Origin of the sequence: Acinetobacter vivianii (genome assembly GCF_014635885.1) — a bacterium.
Taxonomy (GTDB): domain Bacteria; phylum Pseudomonadota; class Gammaproteobacteria; order Pseudomonadales; family Moraxellaceae; genus Acinetobacter; species Acinetobacter vivianii.
The window spans coordinates 1-20,903 of the sequence record NZ_BMDR01000006.1 but is presented as its reverse complement, the minus strand read 5'-3'; the positions used below and the strand labels follow the sequence as shown (position 1 = coordinate 20,903).

The following is a 20,903-nucleotide window of genomic DNA, read 5'->3' as shown; positions in this document are numbered from 1 at the left end:
ATGGGCTTTCAATTGGGTGAAGACCACGACAGTGGCATGAATGAGATGAATCTCATTCCTCTGATCGACATTATGTTGGTATTGATGATTATCTTTTTAGTCACAGCAACGGTTGCTAACCCATCAATTCCATTAAGTTTACCAAAAACAACTGCTGAAATTGTTGATCCACCTCCAAAAGCAATCACTATCAGTATTAATAACAAAGGTGAAGTGGCTTGGGATGCGCAAATCATTAGCTTAGACGAGCTAGAGAAGCGTTTCCAGGAAGCGGGTCAGGCTCAGACAAAACCGACAGTGCAGTTACGTGCAGATAAAGAATCAAAATATGATACGGTTGCACAAGTGATGTCGCGTGCCAGTGAAGCAGGCTTAAGTGATATTGCATTTGTTAGTGAAAACTAAGACAGCGTGATCGCAATAAAAAAGCAACTCGGTGAGTTGCTTTTTTATTGCTTATTCATCTTTGAGCAGGTCAAGATACTTGGCTCGGAGTTTAGAAAGCTTAGGCGGAATACTAAAATTGCAATAACCTTGTGATGGATTACGGGCAAAGAAATTCTGGTGATATTCCTCAGCAGGGTAGAAGGTTGGTACTGGACTGAGTTCAGTCACAATATTGAGGCCTTCATCTTCTAGACTCTGAATGACCTGCTCAGCTTGCTGCTTTTGCTCATCATCGAAGTAATAAATCACAGAACGGTATTGTGTGCCAATATCATTACCCTGACGGTTTAATGTCGTTGGATCATGAGTGGTAAAGAATACATTCAACAATTGGGTATAACTGATCTGCTGCTCATCAAAATCAATCAGAATCACTTCAGCATGTTGTGTATTACCCTGACAGACTTGCTCATAGGTCGGATCTTGGGTAATCCCGCCCGCATAGCCACTCACCACTTTTTCAACGCCTTTAAGTTGTAGAAATACGGCCTCTACACACCAAAAGCATCCACCACCTAACATTGCCTGTTGCATAAAACTTCCCAATTTTTAATTTTAAGAATGCTACTAAATTAAACGAAGTGCTCAAAAAGTAAAAGCCCGTGTTTGAAACGAGCTTTTACTTTTATCATCATCGCATTAAGGCAGCGGCTGAATAACAGTTACGAAACTTACGAGTACCTGTCCTGAAGCATCAAGGAACTTCAACTCATGTCCTTTGAGTTCATAACTGGTTGTGCTTGCCAAAGCATGGCTATATTGGCGAGAAAGCGCGCTATTATCGTTGCCTAGACAAGCCATCATGGTTGAGGCAATTGGACCTAAACGTAATACGCTACCTTGGCTTTCAAAGGTTCCTTGAATCTGGTTACATCCATCTGCACCAAAGAAGCGTTTCGCTTTTGCATCAAACTGGATTGCAGGACGTTTATTCGAAAGATCATTGGTTTTGACTTCAACACCATTAATCTGAGTTGCAATCCAAGTACGGTTGTACAGATCAATGCTTTGTTTTTGAGATGCATTTGGTGAAGTCTGGAGAGATTCTGAGCTTGCACAGCCCGTCATTGCTACGGCAATTGCCAAAGTACAAGAAGTTAAAAGAGGCTTTAACATAAGATTTTAAATCCGAATCATTGTGTTTCTATAAGCGTTATTAAAATAAAAAAACGTGGAGCTGAACGGTATATTGCGTATCCTTTTGTAAATGTTCAGATACTTTTAATAAAATTAGTGGAAAAATCACTCAACTTTTGGAATGCCTGAGCGAATTACATCTGAAAAATACTTGCTACTTTTATTAGACTGCTGATCGTACTGTTCGGCACGCGGATTGATGTGCGCCAGACGATACCATTCATTCATGCTGTAATTCTGATTAAGTGCTTTCAGGTCATAAAGATAGTTGGGTAAATAACCTGAAGCCAATAAGCGATAATCTTTTGGTAATTTTTGTGGATTAATGGCCTGTACCATATCAAAAACCAGTGTCGTACAGTTACTGGTTAAGGTGTTGTACCATTTTGCTTCACTGCGGAGGTCATCAGCCTGATTCAGATATTCAATAAACAGGGCTTTACGCTCTGCCGCAGGCATTTTAACGGGGAATAAATAAACCTGTTCATGACGAATATTACTGCGAGTATACACAATATCTTTTTCGTCTGAAGCAACTAAGCTGAGTTCATATTTACGGAAGAATCCGCCAATCGCAGAAAAATCTTCGCCTTTCTCTTTGCGGATCTCAATTGAAAATACCAAAGGCTTCTGATCTGCAAAATCAAAACTCACCAGCGTATGTGCAATCTGAGGCCCCATCCAGTAGGACGTGATGACATTGATCCCTGTAATCTTGTTCAGATCAATGGTGCGATCTTCCCAGTGGATGTCATAAGTCCCATCTGCATGCCAGTCAAAGTTACGAACTTTATGTAAGGTAACCAGATCACCCTGTCTGCTATAGCTAAGCTGTTCTGCAACTTCTGGATTCCAGTCACGATCTTGTCTGGCTTCGATAGAAAAATACCAAAACAATGAGCAAGCAAAAGCAACACAATAAATAATGATATCAGTACGACGGCTGATGAGATGACCGCTGAAATATACGCCAAGCAGGCTCAGTGCAAACAAGCCCCAAAGTACAATCGCGACTCGGCTAAACAACGTACCGAGCGGCTGTTGAATCCACAACGCAAGGCAAAGCCAGACACTAGAAAGAACCACGCACAAGGTAAATAGACCGTGTAAAAGTCCAATCCCTAAAGCAATAAAAAACTCACGTGATCCAATGTTATGCATGGCAAATGCGATCCATTATTATTTTTGGTAGGTCGCAAACTCGAAAGCCACACCAGATTTTTCATCTGTATGTTGTTCTGAGTCTACTTTACGGAAATCCTCAGAGATTTCTGGGTAATGCGCATCGCCTTGAACATCAAGATCCACATGGGTTAACTCTAGGCGATCTGCAATGGCAAGTGTTTGAGTAAAAATCTCTCCACCACCAATAATAAATAAAGACGCTTTTTCAGCGTGTTGTGCATCTGTAAGTGCGCCGTTTAATGCATCTTCGATACTATGCGCGACTTTAACCCCTTCAAATTGCCATTCAGGATCACGTGTAATCACCCAATTGACACGATTAGGTAGGGCACGCCCCATAGACTCAAGGGTTTTTCGGCCCATGATCACTACGCCGCCTTGGGTGATTGCCTTAAAGTGTTTCAGATCAGCAGAGATATGCCACGGCAAAGCATTGCCTTTGCCGATACAGCGATTTTTATCCATCGCAACTACGTGAACAACTTCAGTGCCTTGCCATGCCATTTTATATTCTCTCTAATCTTTTAAACTGCGACGGGTGCTTTAATTGCTGGATGTGATTCATAGCCCACAATTTCAATATCTTCAAATTTAAACTCAAAAATATCGGTGATTTCTGGATTTAACTTTAATTCGCATAATGGCAATGGTTCGCGCGAAAGCTGTAATTGAGCCTGTTCAAAATGGTTGGCATATAAATGTGTGTCGCCACCTGTCCAGACAAAATCGCCAACGCCTAAACCGCATACTTGCGCAATCATATGAGTCAGCAGAGCATAGCTGGCAATATTAAAAGGTACGCCTAAGAAGACATCGGCACTACGTTGATAAAGTTGGCATGACAATTTGTTATCTTGTACAAAAAATTGGAACAAGGTATGGCACGGTGGTAAAGCCACTTTTCCAGCTTCATTTGGATTCCAGCCTGACACGATCAAACGACGTGAGTTTGGATTGGTCTTGATTTCATTGATCAGCCATTTGATCTGGTCAAAACCGTCTTGTTGATAGCTGCTGTCTGCATTTTGAGTCGCGCCAAAGTTACGCCATTGGTGACCATAAACAGGGCCAAGTTCGCCTTCTGGACGGCCAAAGCGCGCGGTTTGCTCAGCCGTTGCCCATTCATCCCAGATCGTAACTTTATTGTCTTTAAGATACTGAACGTTGGTGTCGCCTTTCAGGAACCAGAGCAGCTCGATCACGATTGAACGGAAATGCACCTTTTTCGTGGTCAGTAACGGAAAACCTTTAGAAAGATCAAAGCGCATCTGATGACCGAATACTGAACGTGTTCCTGTTCCTGTACGGTCACCTTTGTCGCCGCCATTGTCGAGGATATGTTGTAAAAGGTCTAAATATGTACGCATCGTCATTCCTATCGCAGATTTTGCTCGGGCTAATCTTATCAGAATTTATGTGATAAATAATGGGTCAATTGAGCGTCATTAATTGTCGTAGTACAGACTTTGCTCTCTATTTTAATTTAGCTGCTTGTTTTATATTAAGTTCTATAAATAACGACATGGACAAGCAACATAATGAATCTTCAAGCTGAGAATTTACCGAATACTTTACATCCATACCTAGAAAAAATTTCAGCAACGATTTTGCCGACTGTCTCTATGCAGCTAACAGCAAGTGATGACTTGGCATTATGGCAAAGTAAAATTGGGGGACAGCCTTACTTACCGCTAGAGGTCGCCTATCCGGTTGACTCGGATGGCAATCCATTGGTTTTATTGGCACAGTTCAATTTTGCTGAAATTCCAGATTTACCTCATTTTCCAGACACGGGTATTTTGCAGTTCTATATTGCTGCCGATGATTTGTATGGCATGAACTTTGATGATCAACAGCTGCAATCGGGATTTAAGGTTTTATATTTTGATCAGGTGATTGAAGATCTTACGCAGTTAAAACAGGATTTTTCAGAGCTTGAGTTCGATGAAGAGGCATATTTACCTTTTAGTGGACAGTATTCAATTGAATTTCAGCGTGCTGAGCAAGTCATTAGTCTGGAAGATTTTGCTTTTGGAAAGAAGATTCTTAATGTTGATGAGCTTTATGATTTTGAAGATCAATTTGAGGGTGGCGATTTCGAAAATGATTTTATTGAGCCTTATCATGAATTGCTTTCTGCAAGCGGGCATCGTTTAGGCGGGTATCCATTTTTTACCCAAACCGATCCACGTCAGTATAATGAAAAAATTCAAGACTATATTTTACTTTTCCAGCTAGATACTGATGATGCTGAAAACGATATTATGTGGGGAGATTCGGGTGTTGGTAATTTCTTTATTCACCCAGAAGATTTAAAGAAACGAGATTTTTCTAAAGTTGTCTATAACTGGGATTGTTATTAAATAAAAAAAGCGGATGAAAATTCATCCGCTTTTTTTCTGGATTTTTAATCTTATTCAGTGACAAAAGTAACTTTGCCATCTGTTAAAGACTTCACACGTGCAAGTGATTCAACACGGTAGCCTTTTTCAAGCAACACATCACGGCCTGGCTGGAATGATTTTTCAATCACGATACCCACACCAACCACTTCAGCTTTGGCTTGGTGAATCAAGTCGATTAAACCGAGTGCTGCTTGACCATTTGCAAGGAAGTCATCAATCACAAGCGCTTTGTCGCTTGAGCTGATGTGCTTGTTTGAAATCGCAATGGTGCTTTCAGTCTGTTTGGTAAACGAGAACACTTTAGAACGGTAAAGGTCGTCTTTGAGTGTTAATGACTGGTATTTACGAGCAAAAATAACAGGAACGCCAAGTTCTAAACCTGCCATGATTGCAGGTGCAATACCTGAAGCTTCGATGGTAATAATTTTAGTAATACCTGCATCTTTAAAACGAGCGGCAAACTCTTTACCAATCAGCTGCATTAACACAGGATCGATTTGGTGGTTTAAGAAAGCATCAACTTTCAAAACCTGATCAGATAGAACGATACCTTCATTTAAGATTTTCTGTTCTAAAGCGTACACGGGAGAATCCTCTAAACGGATGCTTATTCAAGCAAAGGCATATTTTAAAAAGCATCAAAAAAAATGCAAGCCAAAATTGACCAGTTGCTTAGTTTGTTTTGCCCGAATAGCCAGTTAATAACAATCCGTATGACGATTTTCCATCATTATGCGCCATTTTTACTGGCAGATAGTCGAGTTTAGGTGCTAACCAGAACACGGTATTACGTTCAGGTTTATCGTGCTGCATGACCACTTTAATGGCATTAAATGTGCCATAAGGTGTTTTGACACTTTCGGTTCCTTGCTTCACAAAACGGCGTTCATCCAGTGCTTTAGCATCCGCGATCAAATATTTACTTTTCAGAGAGTTATTTTTCAAATCTTCACGGATTTGCAACTCGGCATTGAGCTCATCCAGCGCGCCTGCCTGCCATGCAAATGAACGGGTCTGATCATCCTTCTTGGTATTCACAACTTTACTGCTTGGATTAAAATTAATACTCATCGTATTGCTGTGAATCAGGATCTTGCTGCTACGGCTAAAGTTTTGTGAGGTAATTTTGTTATTGGCAAAATTAAACTGACTTGTTTCAGAGGCTGATGCAATCGCACCCGCTTTGGCACTGAATTTATACGTCCAGTTATTGCCTTGTTGAGAAAGGGTACGCGTTGCAGAACCTAAATTCTTGTTGTTGTAGCTAAATTGATAGCTGGCCTGAAAAGGAGCCATTGCCAATGCATGACTAGATAAGCTTGCACTTAGAATGGCCGCAGAGGTAATACCCGCTACTTTCAATAATTTCTTGGTCATAACATTCTATCCTCTGAGTGACCTTGATAAGTCAATCACTCAATTATCACTACGATTTAAGACTATTATGCTTGTAGATTGTGAAGAAAAGATCAGGCTTTTTACTAAGCGCTTGTTAATTTTTCGTATAAATCATGAAGTTGTGTATATGCGTGGTATGCGTTATGGTGCAACATACCACCGAGCAATCGATTTGCTATTTGTTTGGGGCTTTTTGTTGAATTGGAGTGACTTCAGTATCTTCCAGACTGTCTTCATCAAAGTCATCGTCGTTTGACGGTGACAGAATTGCGGCCAGATTGACATTGCCCCACACAATAAGTTCTGCTGGGCGAACACGGGCACGATTCACATGCACTTTGCTCAGTGTTTCGATAATACTTGCTTTCTTGCCTAGCCAACGGTTGAGGTCCAGATAAAGTAAGTCATCTTTAACCTTTACGATGTCAAAATGTTCCAGAATTTTACCTAATGGATCTTCTTCACGGAATTTCTGGTAATACCAGATGGCAATGTAAAAGCCCCATTTTTGAAAGATATTCTTAAATTTTGCTTCAATCACCTGAGTATTGCTGATCTGCTCAAACACCATCAGTTGTACGTTCTGATTCATTTCCATCTGAATCAGTTTCAAGTCGACTGAAAGCGTGGTATGTAAGCCTTTCACATCCAGTGTGGTATATAAGCGTAACCAGCCATCATATAAATCGGCATGCAGGTCTTGCATCATGTCGACATTTTCGGTGACATAACGTTCCATGGTTGCATTCACAAAAACTTGTGAAAGCGAAAATTCTCTTTCTTCTTCGATGAATTCTTCTGCTTTTTGGTAAACTTTACGTAGACGTTTAAAAACGGATGAGATTAGCGTTTGCATAAAAGTTGTTCCAGAAAGTGAATTGATAGGTCATGCAATGCCACGATCTTTGTATTAACTAAAAAATAAAAATAAATTTCTAACTTGCAGTGTAGCAAAATTAATTGCTACATTTTCATAAAATGATGGTATGGAAACACTGTAACTATAAGTGGATCACATTTTTGTAAAATTTTGAATATTGTTTTGGTTTTTATACGGTTATCACCGTTGGGGATGGGACATTTTTTGTCGCTTTAATACCATGTGGAATAAAATAAATTTTCGTTCAGCGTTGTCTCCTTATTGGTGGCAAGATCCAGTTTTTGTGGGTGCAGTTGCTTTGGCAATGCTGCTGCATGGAGCTGTGTTGGCTATTCATTTTACTATGCCATCTCCTTCAGACACCTCAACCAAAGAAATTGCAGTCACTGTGCGTCCAAGTACGGATAAAGTTAAAGATGCTGATTTTCTCGCACAGGCAGATCAACACGGTTCGGGGGATTTCCGTCAAGCGCATCGTATGGCGAGCGATATGCCCGCGCCCATGCAAGCAGATGCGACAACAGGGGAGGCTGAGCTAGAAAGTCTGGAAAAAGTTCAGCAAAAACGTGAGCTCAAGTTTGAAGAAAAAGTGTTGATGACCGTTTTAAGCTGGCAAAAACAGGCGGAACAAAGCGAACGGAAAAAGACTCTAGATGATTTGCAAAGCCAGTTTCAGGCCAAAGCCGCAATGGTGGCCAGTTTAGAGGCGCAATATTTACAACGTCAGCAAAATTTTAGCCGTAAACAACGCATTAAAACAGTAGATGGTATTCAGGCCAAACAAGATGCATCTGCGGCTTATCTGGATAAGTTCCGTCAGAAAGTCGAATTGTATGGCAACCGTTATTATCCTGATGAAGCAAAACAGCAGCGTTTAGCGGGGGAAGTCCGTTTAATGGTGATTCTGAACGCAGAGGGCGGGATTCGGGCGATTCGTTTAATCGAAAGTTCGGGGCATTCCATTTTGGATGAAGCTGCTAAAGCGTCAGTGCGCCGTGGTGCACCATTTGGAGCATTTGATGCAGCGATGAAAAAGGATATTTCGGAGTTGCGAATTATACGGACTTGGCGTTTTGATCCCGTCGATGCAGAGTTTGAAGTGCATTAATGATCTTTAGATGAATAACATACTGAATAAAATGTTATTTCTTGTCTCCGGTAAGGGAATAAATAATAAAAAAACGGCTAGATTTAGCCGTTTTTTTATGCGGTTTGTGGATAAGTTTGTATTTATTCACAATTCCTTTTGATTGGAATAGGCACGTTCAACCTTACAGATTTCAACGCTAAAGTCCTGATACCATTTTTCTTTACCCAAGCGCTGAGCCACTTGATGCTCTGCATCTTGTTGCCAACGTTGAATATCTTCAAGGCTATGCCAATAAGACAGGGCAATTTCAAAACCATTTTCACTACAAGCTTCAAACTTGGCACAGTTAAATTGGCTCAAGGCTTTATTTCTGAGCATTTGTGCCATTTCTGAATAAGTTGTATCGAGTGCTTTGATTGTGGCTTTAAAAATAACGATATACATAGGACTTTGGACTAGCTTTCATCAGCTTGGTAAGGATTGGCGATACCCAGTTTTTTCAGAATCTCAATTTCCAAAGCTTCCATCTCTTCAGCTTCGGCTTCACTGGTCTCATGGTCATAACCGAGTAAATGTAAAACGCCGTGAACCAGTAAATGAGTAAAATGATCGCTTGGCGTTTTTTGCTGTTCAGCAGCTTCTTGTAAAACCACAGGAATACAAATCACTAAATCACCGAGTGGCTCTGCATCAAGTAAGCTGAGCATTTCCTCAGGAATGTCACTTGGGAAAGACAAGACATTGGTGGGTTTGTCTTTTTCACGATATTGCAAATTGAGTTCATGGCTTTCTGCGAGATCAACACAGGCAATCCCAATTTCACAATTGACATCGAAACCGACATGACGCAGTGCCGTTTCGATAGTTTTTTTGATTTGACCACGTTTGAGTGGTAATTCAGCAGCTTGAAAGTCTTGTTGAAGACTTAAATTGATTTTCAAAATAGATCCTTAAAATCATCCACCTGAGATGCGACTAAAGCACCGCAGGTGGATTGGAGATTTTGCTAAGAGTGTTGCGCATCTGCCGCAGAATCATTTTCTGCAATCAGTGCTTCTTGTTTTGCTTTGCGTTCGGCGCGGGCTTCTGCTGACAAGCGTTGCTGTTCGCTGTCCCAGCCTTCGTAAGCTTCAACAATTCTTTGTACCAGTTGATGACGAACCACATCTCGCGAGTGGAAACGGGTGATATGAATTTCATGTACATTTTCAAGTACACGTAATGCATGAGCCAAACCAGATTGCTGACCGCGTGGTAAATCAACCTGAGTAACGTCACCTGTAATCACGGCACGAGAACCAAAACCTAAACGGGTGAGGAACATTTTCATCTGTTCAGGCGTGGTATTTTGCGCTTCATCCAAAATGACGAAAGAGTGATTGAGCGTTCGTCCACGCATATAAGCGAGGGGAGCAACTTCAATCACTTGGCGTTCAATCAGTTTAGCCACTTTTTCAAAGCCCAGCATTTCATACAGGGCATCGTAAAGTGGGCGCAAGTAAGGGTCGATTTTCTGGGTGAGATCGCCCGGTAAGAAACCGAGCTTTTCACCTGCTTCAACTGCTGGGCGAACCAGCAGGATCCGCTGAATTTCATTACGTTCCAGCATATCAACCGCAGCAGCGACCGCCAGATAAGTTTTACCTGTCCCTGCGGGGCCAATACCGAATGAAATATCACTTTGTAGAATACGTTGTACGTAGCGTTTTTGATTGGCGCCACGTGGGTTGATGCGCCCTTTGCGGGTCTGCAACCAAACACTGTCAAGGCCAGTATGCTCTTGTTCTGAATCATCCATGAGTTCACGGTCGGTCTGTGAACCCTGAATCATCAAATGAATCACATCGGCACTGATTTGTGAGGAAATTTCTGATTCTTGATAGAGCCGTTGCAATAGTGCTTCGGCTCTTTCGACTGCTTCCATATCACCATCGAGATAAAAGGCATCGCCGCGGTGAGTAATTTTGACATCTAAACGTTGTTCGATTTGTTTTAAATGCCCGTTATACGCACCGAGCATGCTTTTCAATCGTTCCAATGGAATTTCAGGGAACGTTACTGTACGTCGAATCGCTGCAGTCAAGATAAACCCTTTTTGTTGCTTTGTAGGAATAACCCTTACATTACGCCACGTCAGGTTCAAGATTCAAGAGTTCTCCGTAAACTAAATTTAAAGTTTTAATTTCAGTGATCTCAATCTCTGCAAAACGTCCAACCCACGTTGCATCACCGATAAATGTCACTAAACGTGTATTGTCCGCCGTACCGATTAAAACATTTGGATCTTTATCAGATACTTTTTCAATCAAGACACGCTCAATTTTACCTAGCATGGCATCCGTTTTATCGATACTTGATTTCTTAATCACTTCTTGTACTTGTGCAAGACGATCTTTTTTCACTTGCTCAGGTGTACTGTCTGGTAAGTCTGATGCAGGTGTTCCCGGACGTTTTGAATAAACGAAACTATAAGAATGATCGAAATCTAAATCTTTAATGAATTGCAAGGTTTCAGCAAAGTGTTCATCAGTTTCACCCGGGAAACCGATAATGAAGTCACTTGATAAATGCATATCTGGACGTACTTTGCGTAGCTTGGCAATTTTATCAATGTAAACATCAATGGTGTGGTTGCGTTTCATCGCTTGTAGTACATCGTTCGAACCACTTTGTACTGGCAAATGTAGATGCGAAACCATTTGCGGTAAATCACGGTAGCACTGAATCAGATCATCTGAAAATTCAAGCGGATGAGAAGTGGTATAGCGTAGACGACCAATTCCCGGAATTTCTGCAACTAAACGCAATAATTCAGGGAAGGTATAGATGCCACCTTCGAAGGTTTCACCGCGATAACCATTCACGTTTTGACCGAGCAAGCTGATCTCACGTACGCCTTTTTCAGCTAAGCCTGCAATTTCAGCCAACACATCATCAAGTGGACGCGAAACTTCTTCACCGCGTGTATAAGGAACTACACAGAAAGAGCAGTATTTAGAACAGCCTTCCATGATAGAGACAAAGGCTTTAAAGCCTTCTACGCGTGGTTCAGGTAGGAAGTCGAACTTTTCGATATCCGGGAAAGAAATATCAACCAGTTTGATTTTTTCTTTCTTTGGCTTTTCCACTTGCTCATTATGCTGATCCAGCATTTGGGGCAAACGGTGCAAGGTTTGCGGACCAAAAACCATATCGACATAAGGTGCGCGTTTTTGAATGTTGTCACCTTCTTGAGAGGCAACACAACCACCGACACCAATCACCAGATCAGGATTTTTTTCTTTAAGTATACGCCAGCGCCCTAAACCACTGAAAACCTTCTCTTGCGCTTTCTCACGAATCGAGCAGGTATTCATGAGCAGAATATCAGCATCATTAGGATTGTCAGTGAGCACATAACCATGCGAATCACCTAACAAATCTGCCATACGATGACTGTCATACTCATTCATCTGACACCCTTGCGTTTCAATATATAACTTCTTAATTGAAACATCAGCGGTGTGCATTGGCTGGGTAACAGTGTTTTCTGAGGCAGCTTTTACAGCACTGGGAATGAATGTTTGAACCGTCATGCAGGCTCCTAAACAAGGTGGATTTAAATAAACCGCGGATTATAGCAGTATTTTTAGTTGTGCGCAGAGAATAAAAAACTGACAAAAATGGACAGTTTGTGAATAAAATTGTGTGAATTTTAATGAATATGAATCAGTAATTTACATAACACAACAATAGTGAGAAGCTAGACTTATTACACTATGTAAGCAGGCAAAATTGGGCATAGATATTGATGAAGATGAAAAAGCAGTGTGATTTAATAACAACAGGAAGACGTAAATCGAATAATAAGAACAGTTTCCGTCGTTTTATTGCCATGAGTGGAATGATTGCCTGCTCATCGGTCTATGCTTTGGATGAACAATTCAATGATGCTCTACGTGCTGCCAATTCAGGTAACACGGCTCTGCTCGACCAATATCAATATGAAATGCAGAATGATGCATTGGGTTATTATCCAGAATACTGGAAACTTAATACTAATCTCGGCTTTCAGCCTGCCACATCCATTATCAGTTTTGCTCAGCGTTATCCGCAATCAGCGATGGCTGAAAAACTTGCGGCCGATTATGTCGAAGAAAAAGTCAAACAGGCCAGCTTTGCCGATGCCAAGCCTGTATTGAGCTATGTCACCAATCCAGATCAGGAAGAAAGTTGTGCGGTGGCACAAGTGCGTGCCAAGACGGGCGATAGTCTGGTTTTTGCTGAATATAAAGACATCTGGTTAACCACCAATACTCAACCTGAATCATGTAATGGCTTAGGTCGCTTGATGCTGTCTAGCCCACTCATGACGTCACAGGATCGTCAGCAACGTTTGTGGGGACAATTACGTGCAGGCCAGTCTGGTCAGGCCGTTGCAACCGCCCAAACCATGGGTTTAAATCTTTCACTGGCTCAGTTTAACCAGATTCAGGCCAATCCATTGGGCTATTTGTGGAGTGCACCTAAGTCCAATGATGCTGATTATGCCTATCTGATTTTTGCTTTAGGCCGTGTGGCAGATAGTGACCTAACCAATGCGTTAGGAAATGTGCAACGCGTTGTTCAGGATGTGCCTCAACCTGTACAGAAATATCTATACCGTACCATTGGTTATGTGGGCGGTACGACCGTGATGAAAAATGGTTTTAACCGTGAAGTACTCAATGCTTTCGATCAAAGTTATGGTTATCCGTTTAGCCCGGAAGAAGCTGAAATTTATGCGCGTCAAGCGATTCGTTTCGGGGCTTGGGAAAATCTGATTCGCGCCATTGATGCGATGTCGGTGACGCAAAAGCAGGAAGATCGTTGGCAGTACTGGTTAGCGCGTGCATCTGAGCAACGTTCAGATGGTGGCTCAAAGCAGGCTGCTCAACAGATTTATCGTAAGCTCGCACAAGGTGGCGATGATTATCATAATTTGTTAGCCAAAGACCGTATCGGCGAACGCTATAACCATCAGCCTTATAATGAACAGCCGAGTGCCCAAGATACTCAGCGCCTCAATCAAAATATTCATTTTAGACGTGCCTTTGCGCTAAGAAATGTTAATGCACCTGCAACGTATACCAACCGTGAGTGGAACTGGGCTGTTCGACAGGCTTATTTGCAACACGATGATGGCTTGTTACTTGCGGCTGCAAAACGTGCACATGACATGGGTTGGTATGATCGTGCCATTTATGCGGCTGACCGCACCACCTCTCGTCATAACGACACCTATCGTTATGCAACACCGCATCGCAGTAATGTCACCAGCCATAGTTACAATGCTGGTATTGATCCCGCTTGGGCGTATGGTTTAATGCGCCAAGAAAGTCGTTTTGTGACTTCTGCTCGTTCGCATGTGGGTGCAGGTGGCTTAATGCAGATTATGCCAAACACCGCAAAACTGATTGCACGACAAATGGGTGAAACCTATAACCCTGCGGCATTAAGTGAAATGAATACCAATATTCGTTACGGTACTTATTACCTTTCAATGATCCAGAGTCAATTGAGTGGTAGCTCGGTATTGGCAACTGCTGGCTATAACGCAGGTCCGAATCGTGCACGCCGTTGGCAGCCTGATATCCAGACCATGGCGGCAGATCAGTACACCGAAACCATTCCATTACTGGAAACACGTGACTATGTGAAACATGTCATGACCAATGCGACACATTATGGTGTCGTGCTGGGGCAGGGTGCACAGTCGTTAGAAAAACGGATGAGTACAATTCCTGTGCGCAATAGTCCTTAAACACACGAAGATGTTTAATTGAGATAATGAAGTTTTTGCATTTGATGAAAGCAGTCGACTTATTTAAAGGGCAGTGGAAAAGAGCTATACAGGCATTGATCTGTTATCTGGCTCTATCATTCGCTGCACCATTATATGCAGCTGATAAACAGGATGTTGCAGGTTATGTCATGCATGTGCAAATGACACCTGCTGCTTGTTCCTTTGATTCATCAAGACAAAAACAACGTAAATGTCTGGAAGGTTATTCACTGACCATTGCCAGTTTACTGCCCGAAGTGCCTCCAAATCGGGATTGTTCCACTAAAACATCTGCAAGACTATCTCCTTTGCAAGCGAAAGTAGTTGCACGGGTAATGCCTGATGAAAATGCACGGGTGCAATTGTGGCAAGATGTTGGCGGTTGTATGCCAATGAATGCCAGTCAATATTTTAGAACGATTATTAATTTTGCTGAACGCTTGAAAATACCTGCTGATTTGACCAGTCCAAAAACCATTGAAGTACAAAAAGAAAGTCTTAGACAGCAATTTACCAAGCTCAATCCAGCGATACCGCCAAATGGTATTCGTTTTACCTGCCAATCTTCAAAATTTAATTCGGTTTTGACTGAAATTCGCGTCTGTTATCAGAAAAATGGTCAATATAAACAATGTGCTAGCCATATTGTGACAGGCTGCCCAAGTGAGTTTACGATTAAAGGCAGTTATTAGACTTTTACCTAGCTTGATTTGTATTTTCTATTAGACTTTTGTTGAAATTCATTCTCTTTTACATGCATATGCATTCGCTTTAGAGTACAATCTTTGCCGTTTATGATAATTCGATTGAATAACAATAACGTTCAATCGTGCTAACGCATCTCATTGGAGAATATCACATGAAGCAACCCGTTCGTGTTGCCGTTACAGGCGCTGCTGGTCAAATTGGTTATAGCTTATTATTCCGTATCGCAAGCGGTGAAATGCTAGGTAAAGATCAACCAGTCATTTTACAATTGCTTGAAGTTCCTTTTGAGAAAGCTCAACAAGCGCTTAAAGGCGTGATGATGGAACTTGATGACTGTGCTTTCCCATTATTGGCTGGCATGATCGGGACTGATGATCCTAAAGTTGCATTTAAAGATGCTGACTATGCGTTATTAGTTGGTTCTCGTCCACGTGGTCCAGGTATGGAACGTGCTGACTTATTAAAAGTAAATGGCGAAATCTTTATTGGCCAAGGTCAAGCATTAAACGAAGTTGCGAGCCGTGACGTTAAAGTATTGGTTGTTGGTAACCCGGCAAATACAAATGCTTATATCGCAATGAAATCTGCTCCAGATCTTCCAGCGAAAAACTTCACAGCAATGTTACGTCTTGACCACAACCGTGCGTTGACTCAACTTGCTCAAAAAGCAGGTGTTGCAGTTTCTGACATCGAAGATATGACGGTTTGGGGTAACCACTCTCCAACAATGTATGCTGACTACCGTTTTGCAACTGCAAATGGCGTAAGCTTAAAAGACAAAATCAACGATGCGGCTTGGAACAAAGATGTGTTCCTTCCAACTGTTGGTAAACGTGGTGCTGCGATTATCGAAGCGCGTGGTTTGTCTTCAGCTGCTTCAGCTGCGAATGCTGCAATTGACCATATGCGTGACTGGGCGCTTGGTACAAACGGCAAATGGGTAACTATGGGTATTCCATCTGATGGTTCTTATGGTATTCCTGAAGGCGTAATGTTCGGTTTCCCTGTAACCACTGAAAACGGTGAATACAAAATCGTTCAAGGTTTAGAAATTGACGAATTCAGCCGTGAGCGTATCAACTTCACGCTGAATGAGCTTGAAGAAGAACGTGCAGCAATTGCTGACATGGTAAAATAATTTATCAGTTTGATAAATTGAAAAAGCACTCTCCCTGAGAGTGCTTTTTTTATACATAGCACACAAAAAACAACAAGAAAATATAGACATACCTAAGCATGTCCGATGCATTTGCTGATAAATTATTTTGATCGGAAGCACTGTATGGAGAATAACAATGTTTGAACAGCAACCCACATTAGAACTTTTATTTGAGCAACTTGGGCTTGGGGCAGATGAAGCAGCAATTGAAAGTTTTGTGAAAGCACATCAGCTTAGTGCGGATCAGAAATTACATGAGGCTGAATTCTGGAGCGCGGGTCAGCGAGATTTTCTAAAAAGTCATTGGGACAAAGATGATGAATGGGCCATTGTGATTGATGAACTGAATCAACAATTGCATGTAGACAGTACCAAGTAATGATTCAATAAAAATAAAGCTCACATCAGTGAGCTTTATTTTTTATAAGGGCTGCAAACCAGTCTTCTTGACGTGCTTGATTAAAAGCAGGATGGAGCTGTAATAACTCTAAATCATGATCCAAGCAAGATACGTATTTCATTAGCCAATGTCGTGTTAATGCGAGTTCTTGCTTAGAGGCCGAAGCGTAAGCCAAGAAGAAATAAATATCTAAGTGTTCTGTATATGCCAAAGGCTTTAAGATCTGCTGAGTAATGAGGGCAAAACGTTGCTCTTTGGTCAGCTCGAAATAAATCATATAGGCTTTGGCCAAATATAACGACAGATTGAGATACAGGCTTAATGGCATTTCGTCATATTCAATTCGTGCTTGTTCCAGCAGTACGATTGCTTCCTGTAAGAAGTGTAATTGTTCCTGACGTACATGACTGAGTACGACCAGCTGTAAACGCAGGTCAGCACGCTCTAAAGCAAGTTCAGGGCTATTATTCTCTAAAAAGAGTTGGTCAGTTTCACCAATTCGTGCAATGACTTGTTTAGTTTCGTTCGACATGTATTGATCCAGAATCGTCAGTTATGCCTAGGTATATAAGGCTGTTTTCAGGAATTTAAAGGGCTTAGCCCTGATTCCAGATAGAGCCTCCACTGCGTAACCATGCAGTAATCGACAAGCGCTGTTGTTTTGAGCGTAGAACCTCATGCAATAAATCGCTCTGGAAAATCGCCAGACGATTAGGTGAGGGCTGGATAATATGCCATTGACCATTTTTATCCTGCAAACGTAATTGACCGCCCCAATCTTCTTGCCAGCTTTCATGCACATAGAATACGGTGGAAATTATCCGGTCATTTTTTTGTTGAGGATTATCACGATGTAAAGCATAAAATTCACCCGCATTGTAGCAGGCAAAATGTGCTTCCACTTCTTTGATCCCAAGATAAAACGCCTGATTTAACGCTTGTGAAAACTCTTCTAAAGCTTTGATATGCTGTTGAGCAATCGGTAACTGACCATCAATCCAGAGAATATGGTCACTACGAATATGACTGACAACGCCGTTTTGTACTCCAGCTGCTCTGAATTCAGCAAGATGAGAGGTGCATTCATGAACAAGAGATTGTACATATTCATTTGAATAGACATCATCAACTAAGGCAAAGCCAAATTCATTTAAATCATCCAGAATTTGGTCTAGATTCCATGATTCAGCAAGAGAGGTTCGTTGCATAGAACTCCAGTTCTGTTGGTTAGATTGCAGTATGATTTTAGATGATCACATCAACGCTAAAGAATACTTTTTTCTTTCATGTTAAACTATCCTTTGAATTGAGGAATAATTGTCAACATGAATTACCGTCACCATTTCCATGCAGGTAACTTTGCCGATGTTATGAAGCATGTACTTTTGCTTCAACTGCTTGCTCGCTTAAATGCTAAAGATAAACCTTATCGTTATATAGATACCCATGGTGGTGCTGGTAAATATGATTTATCGACTTCTGAAGCACAAAAATCAGGTGAATTCTTAACGGGTATCCATCGTTTGGTTAAACTTGACGATTCGATTAAACGTAATGCGCCTGAAGGTGTAAAGCAATATCTTAAAATTGTTGAAGATATGCGTGCGGGCTCGGGCAAAGGTGCTTATCCTGGTTCACCGTGGTTTGCCCTTGAAGGCATGCGTGAAATGGATAAAGCGACTGTGTTTGAAATGCAGCGTGATGTGTTTCAACAATTATATTTTAATATTCGAGATAAACGTGCGGGCTTGCATGAGCGTGATTTCTATGAAGGCCTGATGGGTGTCATTCCGCCTAAAGAAAAGCGTGGATTGGTCATGATTGACCCACCTTATGAAATCGAGCGTAAAGATTTCCCGCAGTTGGTTGAATTACTGCAAACAGCACATAAAAAATGGCCAACAGGTATATTCGCTGTTTGGTATCCAATCAAAGATCGCGCGATGATTGATCGTTTTGAAAAGAAAATGTTTAAAACTGGTATCCGCCGTCAATTGATTTGTGAAATTTGCGTATGGCCAGATGACACACCAGTTGGTTTGAATGGTTGTGGCTTATTGGTAATTAATCCACCTTGGAAATTCTCGGAAGATGCGGATCAAGCATTACAATGGTTATTTCCACATTTACGCATGAGTGAAAATGGTGGACATGCTGCAGTGCGTTGGTTGGTGGGTGAATAACCCATCAACGTCCAAAGATTCTCGAGGAATTGAAAATAATGACAAATTCTCTTAAACCTGATTCTGATTTAAATAAAGATGCTCATTCTTTTGATGGCATCACTTTTGAAGTAGAAGAAGAAGAGCATACGCACGAAGGACAAAAAGTGAAACGTCGTGGCATTTATTTGTGGCCTAATTTAATTACAACAGCTGCACTTCTTTCTGGTTTCTACTCAATTATTGCGAGCATGAATGGCAATTTTAACCAAGCGATCTATGCAATTTTCTTGGCTGCATTGCTGGATGGTTTAGATGGTCGAGTTGCACGTGCAATTGGTGCACAAAGTGCATTTGGCGAACAATATGATTCACTTTCTGATTTATTGGCCTTTGGTGTCGCGCCTGCAATCTTGATGTATAGCTGGAGTCTGCACGATCTCGGGCGTATTGGTTTGGCGTGTTGCTTTATTTATACCGCTTGTGCTGCATTCCGCTTGGCTCGCTTCAACGTACAGATTGGTGTTGTAGATAAGCGTTACTTTATTGGAATTGCCAGCCCGCTTGCGGCTGTCACCGTGATTTCATTGGTGTGGGTCGGTCGTGATTTCCCATTTATCTTTGATTTAAGAGATATTGTGATTCAGGTCATCAATGCTGTTGTGATGGTTGCCGTTGGTTTATTGATGATTTCAAACATCAAATACTATTCATTTAAACAAATGGATCGTAAACGTGTACCTTTCGTCGTGATGTTGCCTGTAGTCTTGATTTTTGCTGCAATCACGTACAACATTCCTGTAGGGATCCTGATTGTATGTATTCTCTATGTACTCTCTGGATTTGTAACGACCTTGTTTGCCAAAAAGAATGATGAAAAAATAACAACTTAAAATTCAGGAGGTTCAGTATGCCAATATTGATGAGTAATAATCAATTAAAGCAGCTGAACCTCAATAAGTCAGATGCTTTAACTTTTCACCCGCCTAAAGGCCTTTTTAAAATTGTTTATCAGGCCTTGATCCTGCCAAATTTGCCTGAGCCTTTTCACTATTTCAATTTTATTAGCCTGATTGGACAGCCTCGTATTCCGATTTGCTATAACGCCAGTGCCATTACCACAACTGCGATTGATACTGCCACGGTTTTGGTTAGTAGCAGCGCATCAACTGTGGGGCATCTCAAAAGTTATAGTGCAAAAGAACAATGTCAATTAGAAGTAGATCGCTATCAGTTTCTTGATGTCGATCATATTCAGGCCGATTTTCCCAACTATTATTTTAAGCGTGATGATGAAGAACTCAGTTGCCAACTCAAAGTGAAAATCTGCACCGACATTGAAAATCATTCGGCTCTGCAATGGGGAATAGCCGACTACTGGTATGTTTCTTGCCAGTGCGAAGGTGAAATCATTTATAAAAAACAAAAATACCAAATCGAAGCATCAGGCGTTTTAAAACACGCCAGAGCAATTTATTTCCCATTCATTGCTTTCCATTTCTTCACTTACCAAATTATTCAGATCAACGCTGACTTGCAAATTATTTTGTCTGAGCTCAGGAATCAATGGAATAACATCATTTTTTCACGGATAGAAATACAAACAAAAGCGGCTGCTATTCTCTATGAGCAGCAAGTTGTTCTGGATATCACACGGGTTTATCCGAAAGTCAAAACACCGAATGGACGTGAAATGTATTTGCCACGAGAGTTCATTTGGCTGTATCAAGAAAAAGGTGAAATGATTTTTCAGTTACAAGCCAAAAGTAGGGGCGATTATAAATTTGGTCTCGCTGCAGGCTATGTAGGCAGTTTTAATTATCGACTTTTATGGAAAAATAAAAACTATGAGGGCTCTGGATACTGTGAATATATCGATTGTCGACCATTACACTGGCAAGAAAAGAATAAAACTGAGCAAATAATCGACCAAATTCCGCATTTTCAGCCTTATTTGTGTAAAAAATAGACGCTTGGTGAGATAATTTAAATAAATTTAAAAAAGGGTGTTGCATTGGATTGGGAATGCTGTAGAATGCACATCCATCGGCGGTGATGCAGATAAAAACTTGTTGAGAAACAAGGATTTGGCTAAATAGGTTGGATTCTTGGGTTGGTTGATAAGTTTT

Annotated in this window: 24 protein-coding genes; 10 read left to right on the top strand and 14 right to left on the bottom strand. The window is 41.3% G+C overall.

What is annotated here, in order from left to right; translation table 11 throughout:
• Positions 1–405 (top strand): ExbD/TolR family protein, encoded by a 405-nt coding sequence (locus tag IEV36_RS13040; RefSeq protein WP_004774290.1) that lies wholly within the window; start codon positions 1–3, stop codon positions 403–405.
• A gap of 51 nt (positions 406–456) precedes the next feature.
• Here the strand turns inward: IEV36_RS13040 and msrA are convergent, their stop codons facing one another.
• The 5 genes from msrA to thyA all read right to left on the bottom strand — a co-directional run bounded on the left by msrA (position 457) and on the right by thyA (position 4,136).
• On the bottom strand, positions 457–981 hold the full coding sequence (msrA, locus tag IEV36_RS13035; protein ID WP_005255315.1) for a peptide-methionine (S)-S-oxide reductase MsrA: 525 nt from the start codon (positions 979–981) through the stop codon (positions 457–459).
• Between the two features lie 105 nt (positions 982–1,086).
• A complete protein-coding gene (locus tag IEV36_RS13030) occupies positions 1,087–1,563 on the bottom strand; it encodes an META domain-containing protein (protein ID WP_005255311.1) in 477 nt (158 codons plus the stop codon).
• Positions 1,564–1,689: 126 nt separating this feature from the next.
• On the bottom strand, positions 1,690–2,745 hold the full coding sequence (locus IEV36_RS13025) for an Lnb N-terminal periplasmic domain-containing protein (RefSeq protein WP_005255309.1): 1,056 nt from the start codon (positions 2,743–2,745) through the stop codon (positions 1,690–1,692).
• 18 nt (positions 2,746–2,763) lie between these two features.
• Positions 2,764–3,273, bottom strand: a complete 510-nt coding sequence (locus IEV36_RS13020; protein WP_005255307.1) for a dihydrofolate reductase — start codon at positions 3,271–3,273, stop codon at positions 2,764–2,766.
• 20 nt (positions 3,274–3,293) lie between these two features.
• On the bottom strand, positions 3,294–4,136 hold the full coding sequence (gene thyA / locus IEV36_RS13015) for a thymidylate synthase (RefSeq protein ID WP_005255305.1): 843 nt from the start codon (positions 4,134–4,136) through the stop codon (positions 3,294–3,296).
• A 171-nt stretch (positions 4,137–4,307) separates the two neighbouring features.
• On the opposite strand from thyA, the gene IEV36_RS13010 reads away from it, so the two are divergent.
• Entirely contained in the window at positions 4,308–5,132 is an 825-nt protein-coding gene (locus IEV36_RS13010; RefSeq protein WP_005255303.1) for a YwqG family protein, read from the top strand.
• A 50-nt stretch (positions 5,133–5,182) separates the two neighbouring features.
• Here the strand turns inward: IEV36_RS13010 and IEV36_RS13005 are convergent, their stop codons facing one another.
• The 3 genes from IEV36_RS13005 to IEV36_RS12995 form a co-directional block, all read right to left on the bottom strand.
• Complete coding sequence (locus IEV36_RS13005; RefSeq protein ID WP_004774302.1) at positions 5,183–5,758, bottom strand: xanthine phosphoribosyltransferase; 576 nt, start codon at positions 5,756–5,758, stop codon at positions 5,183–5,185.
• Between the two features lie 88 nt (positions 5,759–5,846).
• Entirely contained in the window at positions 5,847–6,551 is a 705-nt protein-coding gene (locus IEV36_RS13000) for a DUF3108 domain-containing protein (protein ID WP_005255301.1), read from the bottom strand.
• A 196-nt stretch (positions 6,552–6,747) separates the two neighbouring features.
• Entirely contained in the window at positions 6,748–7,428 is a 681-nt protein-coding gene (locus IEV36_RS12995) for a hypothetical protein (protein ID WP_005255299.1), read from the bottom strand.
• A 244-nt stretch (positions 7,429–7,672) separates the two neighbouring features.
• Here IEV36_RS12995 and IEV36_RS12990 point away from each other — a divergent pair, with 244 nt between their 5' ends.
• Positions 7,673–8,560, top strand: coding sequence for an energy transducer TonB (locus tag IEV36_RS12990; protein ID WP_005255297.1), 888 nt, complete (start codon positions 7,673–7,675; stop codon positions 8,558–8,560).
• Positions 8,561–8,686: 126 nt separating this feature from the next.
• On the opposite strand, the gene IEV36_RS12985 is transcribed toward IEV36_RS12990, so the two are convergent.
• From IEV36_RS12985 to miaB, 4 genes are all read right to left on the bottom strand, one after another.
• Entirely contained in the window at positions 8,687–8,986 is a 300-nt protein-coding gene (locus IEV36_RS12985) for an antibiotic biosynthesis monooxygenase family protein (protein ID WP_005255295.1), read from the bottom strand.
• Positions 8,987–8,997: 11 nt separating this feature from the next.
• Positions 8,998–9,483, bottom strand: coding sequence for an rRNA maturation RNase YbeY (gene ybeY / locus IEV36_RS12980; protein WP_005255288.1), 486 nt, complete (start codon positions 9,481–9,483; stop codon positions 8,998–9,000).
• A 65-nt stretch (positions 9,484–9,548) separates the two neighbouring features.
• A complete protein-coding gene (locus IEV36_RS12975; protein ID WP_032863741.1) occupies positions 9,549–10,625 on the bottom strand; it encodes a PhoH family protein in 1,077 nt (358 codons plus the stop codon).
• A 40-nt stretch (positions 10,626–10,665) separates the two neighbouring features.
• Entirely contained in the window at positions 10,666–12,117 is a 1,452-nt protein-coding gene (miaB, locus tag IEV36_RS12970) for a tRNA (N6-isopentenyl adenosine(37)-C2)-methylthiotransferase MiaB (RefSeq protein ID WP_005255284.1), read from the bottom strand.
• Between the two features lie 299 nt (positions 12,118–12,416).
• Here miaB and IEV36_RS12965 point away from each other — a divergent pair, with 299 nt between their 5' ends.
• From IEV36_RS12965 to IEV36_RS12950, 4 genes are all read left to right on the top strand, one after another.
• Positions 12,417–14,324, top strand: coding sequence for a lytic transglycosylase domain-containing protein (locus IEV36_RS12965; protein ID WP_171067970.1), 1,908 nt, complete (start codon positions 12,417–12,419; stop codon positions 14,322–14,324).
• Positions 14,325–14,350: 26 nt separating this feature from the next.
• Positions 14,351–15,037, top strand: coding sequence for a ribonuclease T2 family protein (locus IEV36_RS12960; protein ID WP_032863738.1), 687 nt, complete (start codon positions 14,351–14,353; stop codon positions 15,035–15,037).
• 167 nt (positions 15,038–15,204) lie between these two features.
• Positions 15,205–16,191: a malate dehydrogenase gene (locus tag IEV36_RS12955; protein WP_004655942.1), complete on the top strand. Its 987-nt coding sequence runs from the start codon at positions 15,205–15,207 to the stop codon at positions 16,189–16,191.
• A 157-nt stretch (positions 16,192–16,348) separates the two neighbouring features.
• Positions 16,349–16,591 carry a DUF2789 family protein gene (locus IEV36_RS12950; protein WP_005255278.1) on the top strand — a complete coding sequence of 81 codons (243 nt, stop codon included), beginning with the start codon at positions 16,349–16,351 and terminating at the stop codon, positions 16,589–16,591.
• Positions 16,592–16,616: 25 nt separating this feature from the next.
• On the opposite strand, the gene IEV36_RS12945 is transcribed toward IEV36_RS12950, so the two are convergent.
• Positions 16,617–17,144, bottom strand: a complete 528-nt coding sequence (locus IEV36_RS12945) for a hypothetical protein (RefSeq protein WP_005255276.1) — start codon at positions 17,142–17,144, stop codon at positions 16,617–16,619.
• Positions 17,145–17,208: 64 nt separating this feature from the next.
• On the bottom strand, positions 17,209–17,820 hold the full coding sequence (locus IEV36_RS12940; RefSeq protein ID WP_005255268.1) for a 2OG-Fe(II) oxygenase: 612 nt from the start codon (positions 17,818–17,820) through the stop codon (positions 17,209–17,211).
• Positions 17,821–17,937: 117 nt separating this feature from the next.
• Here IEV36_RS12940 and IEV36_RS12935 point away from each other — a divergent pair, with 117 nt between their 5' ends.
• Genes IEV36_RS12935 through IEV36_RS12925 form a run of 3 tightly spaced genes read left to right on the top strand, consistent with a single transcriptional unit; the run spans position 17,938 to position 20,743 of the window.
• On the top strand, positions 17,938–18,795 hold the full coding sequence (locus IEV36_RS12935) for a 23S rRNA (adenine(2030)-N(6))-methyltransferase RlmJ (protein ID WP_005255266.1): 858 nt from the start codon (positions 17,938–17,940) through the stop codon (positions 18,793–18,795).
• Positions 18,796–18,833: 38 nt separating this feature from the next.
• Entirely contained in the window at positions 18,834–19,667 is an 834-nt protein-coding gene (gene pssA, locus IEV36_RS12930) for a CDP-diacylglycerol--serine O-phosphatidyltransferase (protein WP_004774322.1), read from the top strand.
• Between the two features lie 17 nt (positions 19,668–19,684).
• Positions 19,685–20,743, top strand: a complete 1,059-nt coding sequence (locus IEV36_RS12925; protein WP_005255264.1) for a DUF6670 family protein — start codon at positions 19,685–19,687, stop codon at positions 20,741–20,743.
• Positions 20,744–20,903: the final 160 nt, after the last annotated feature.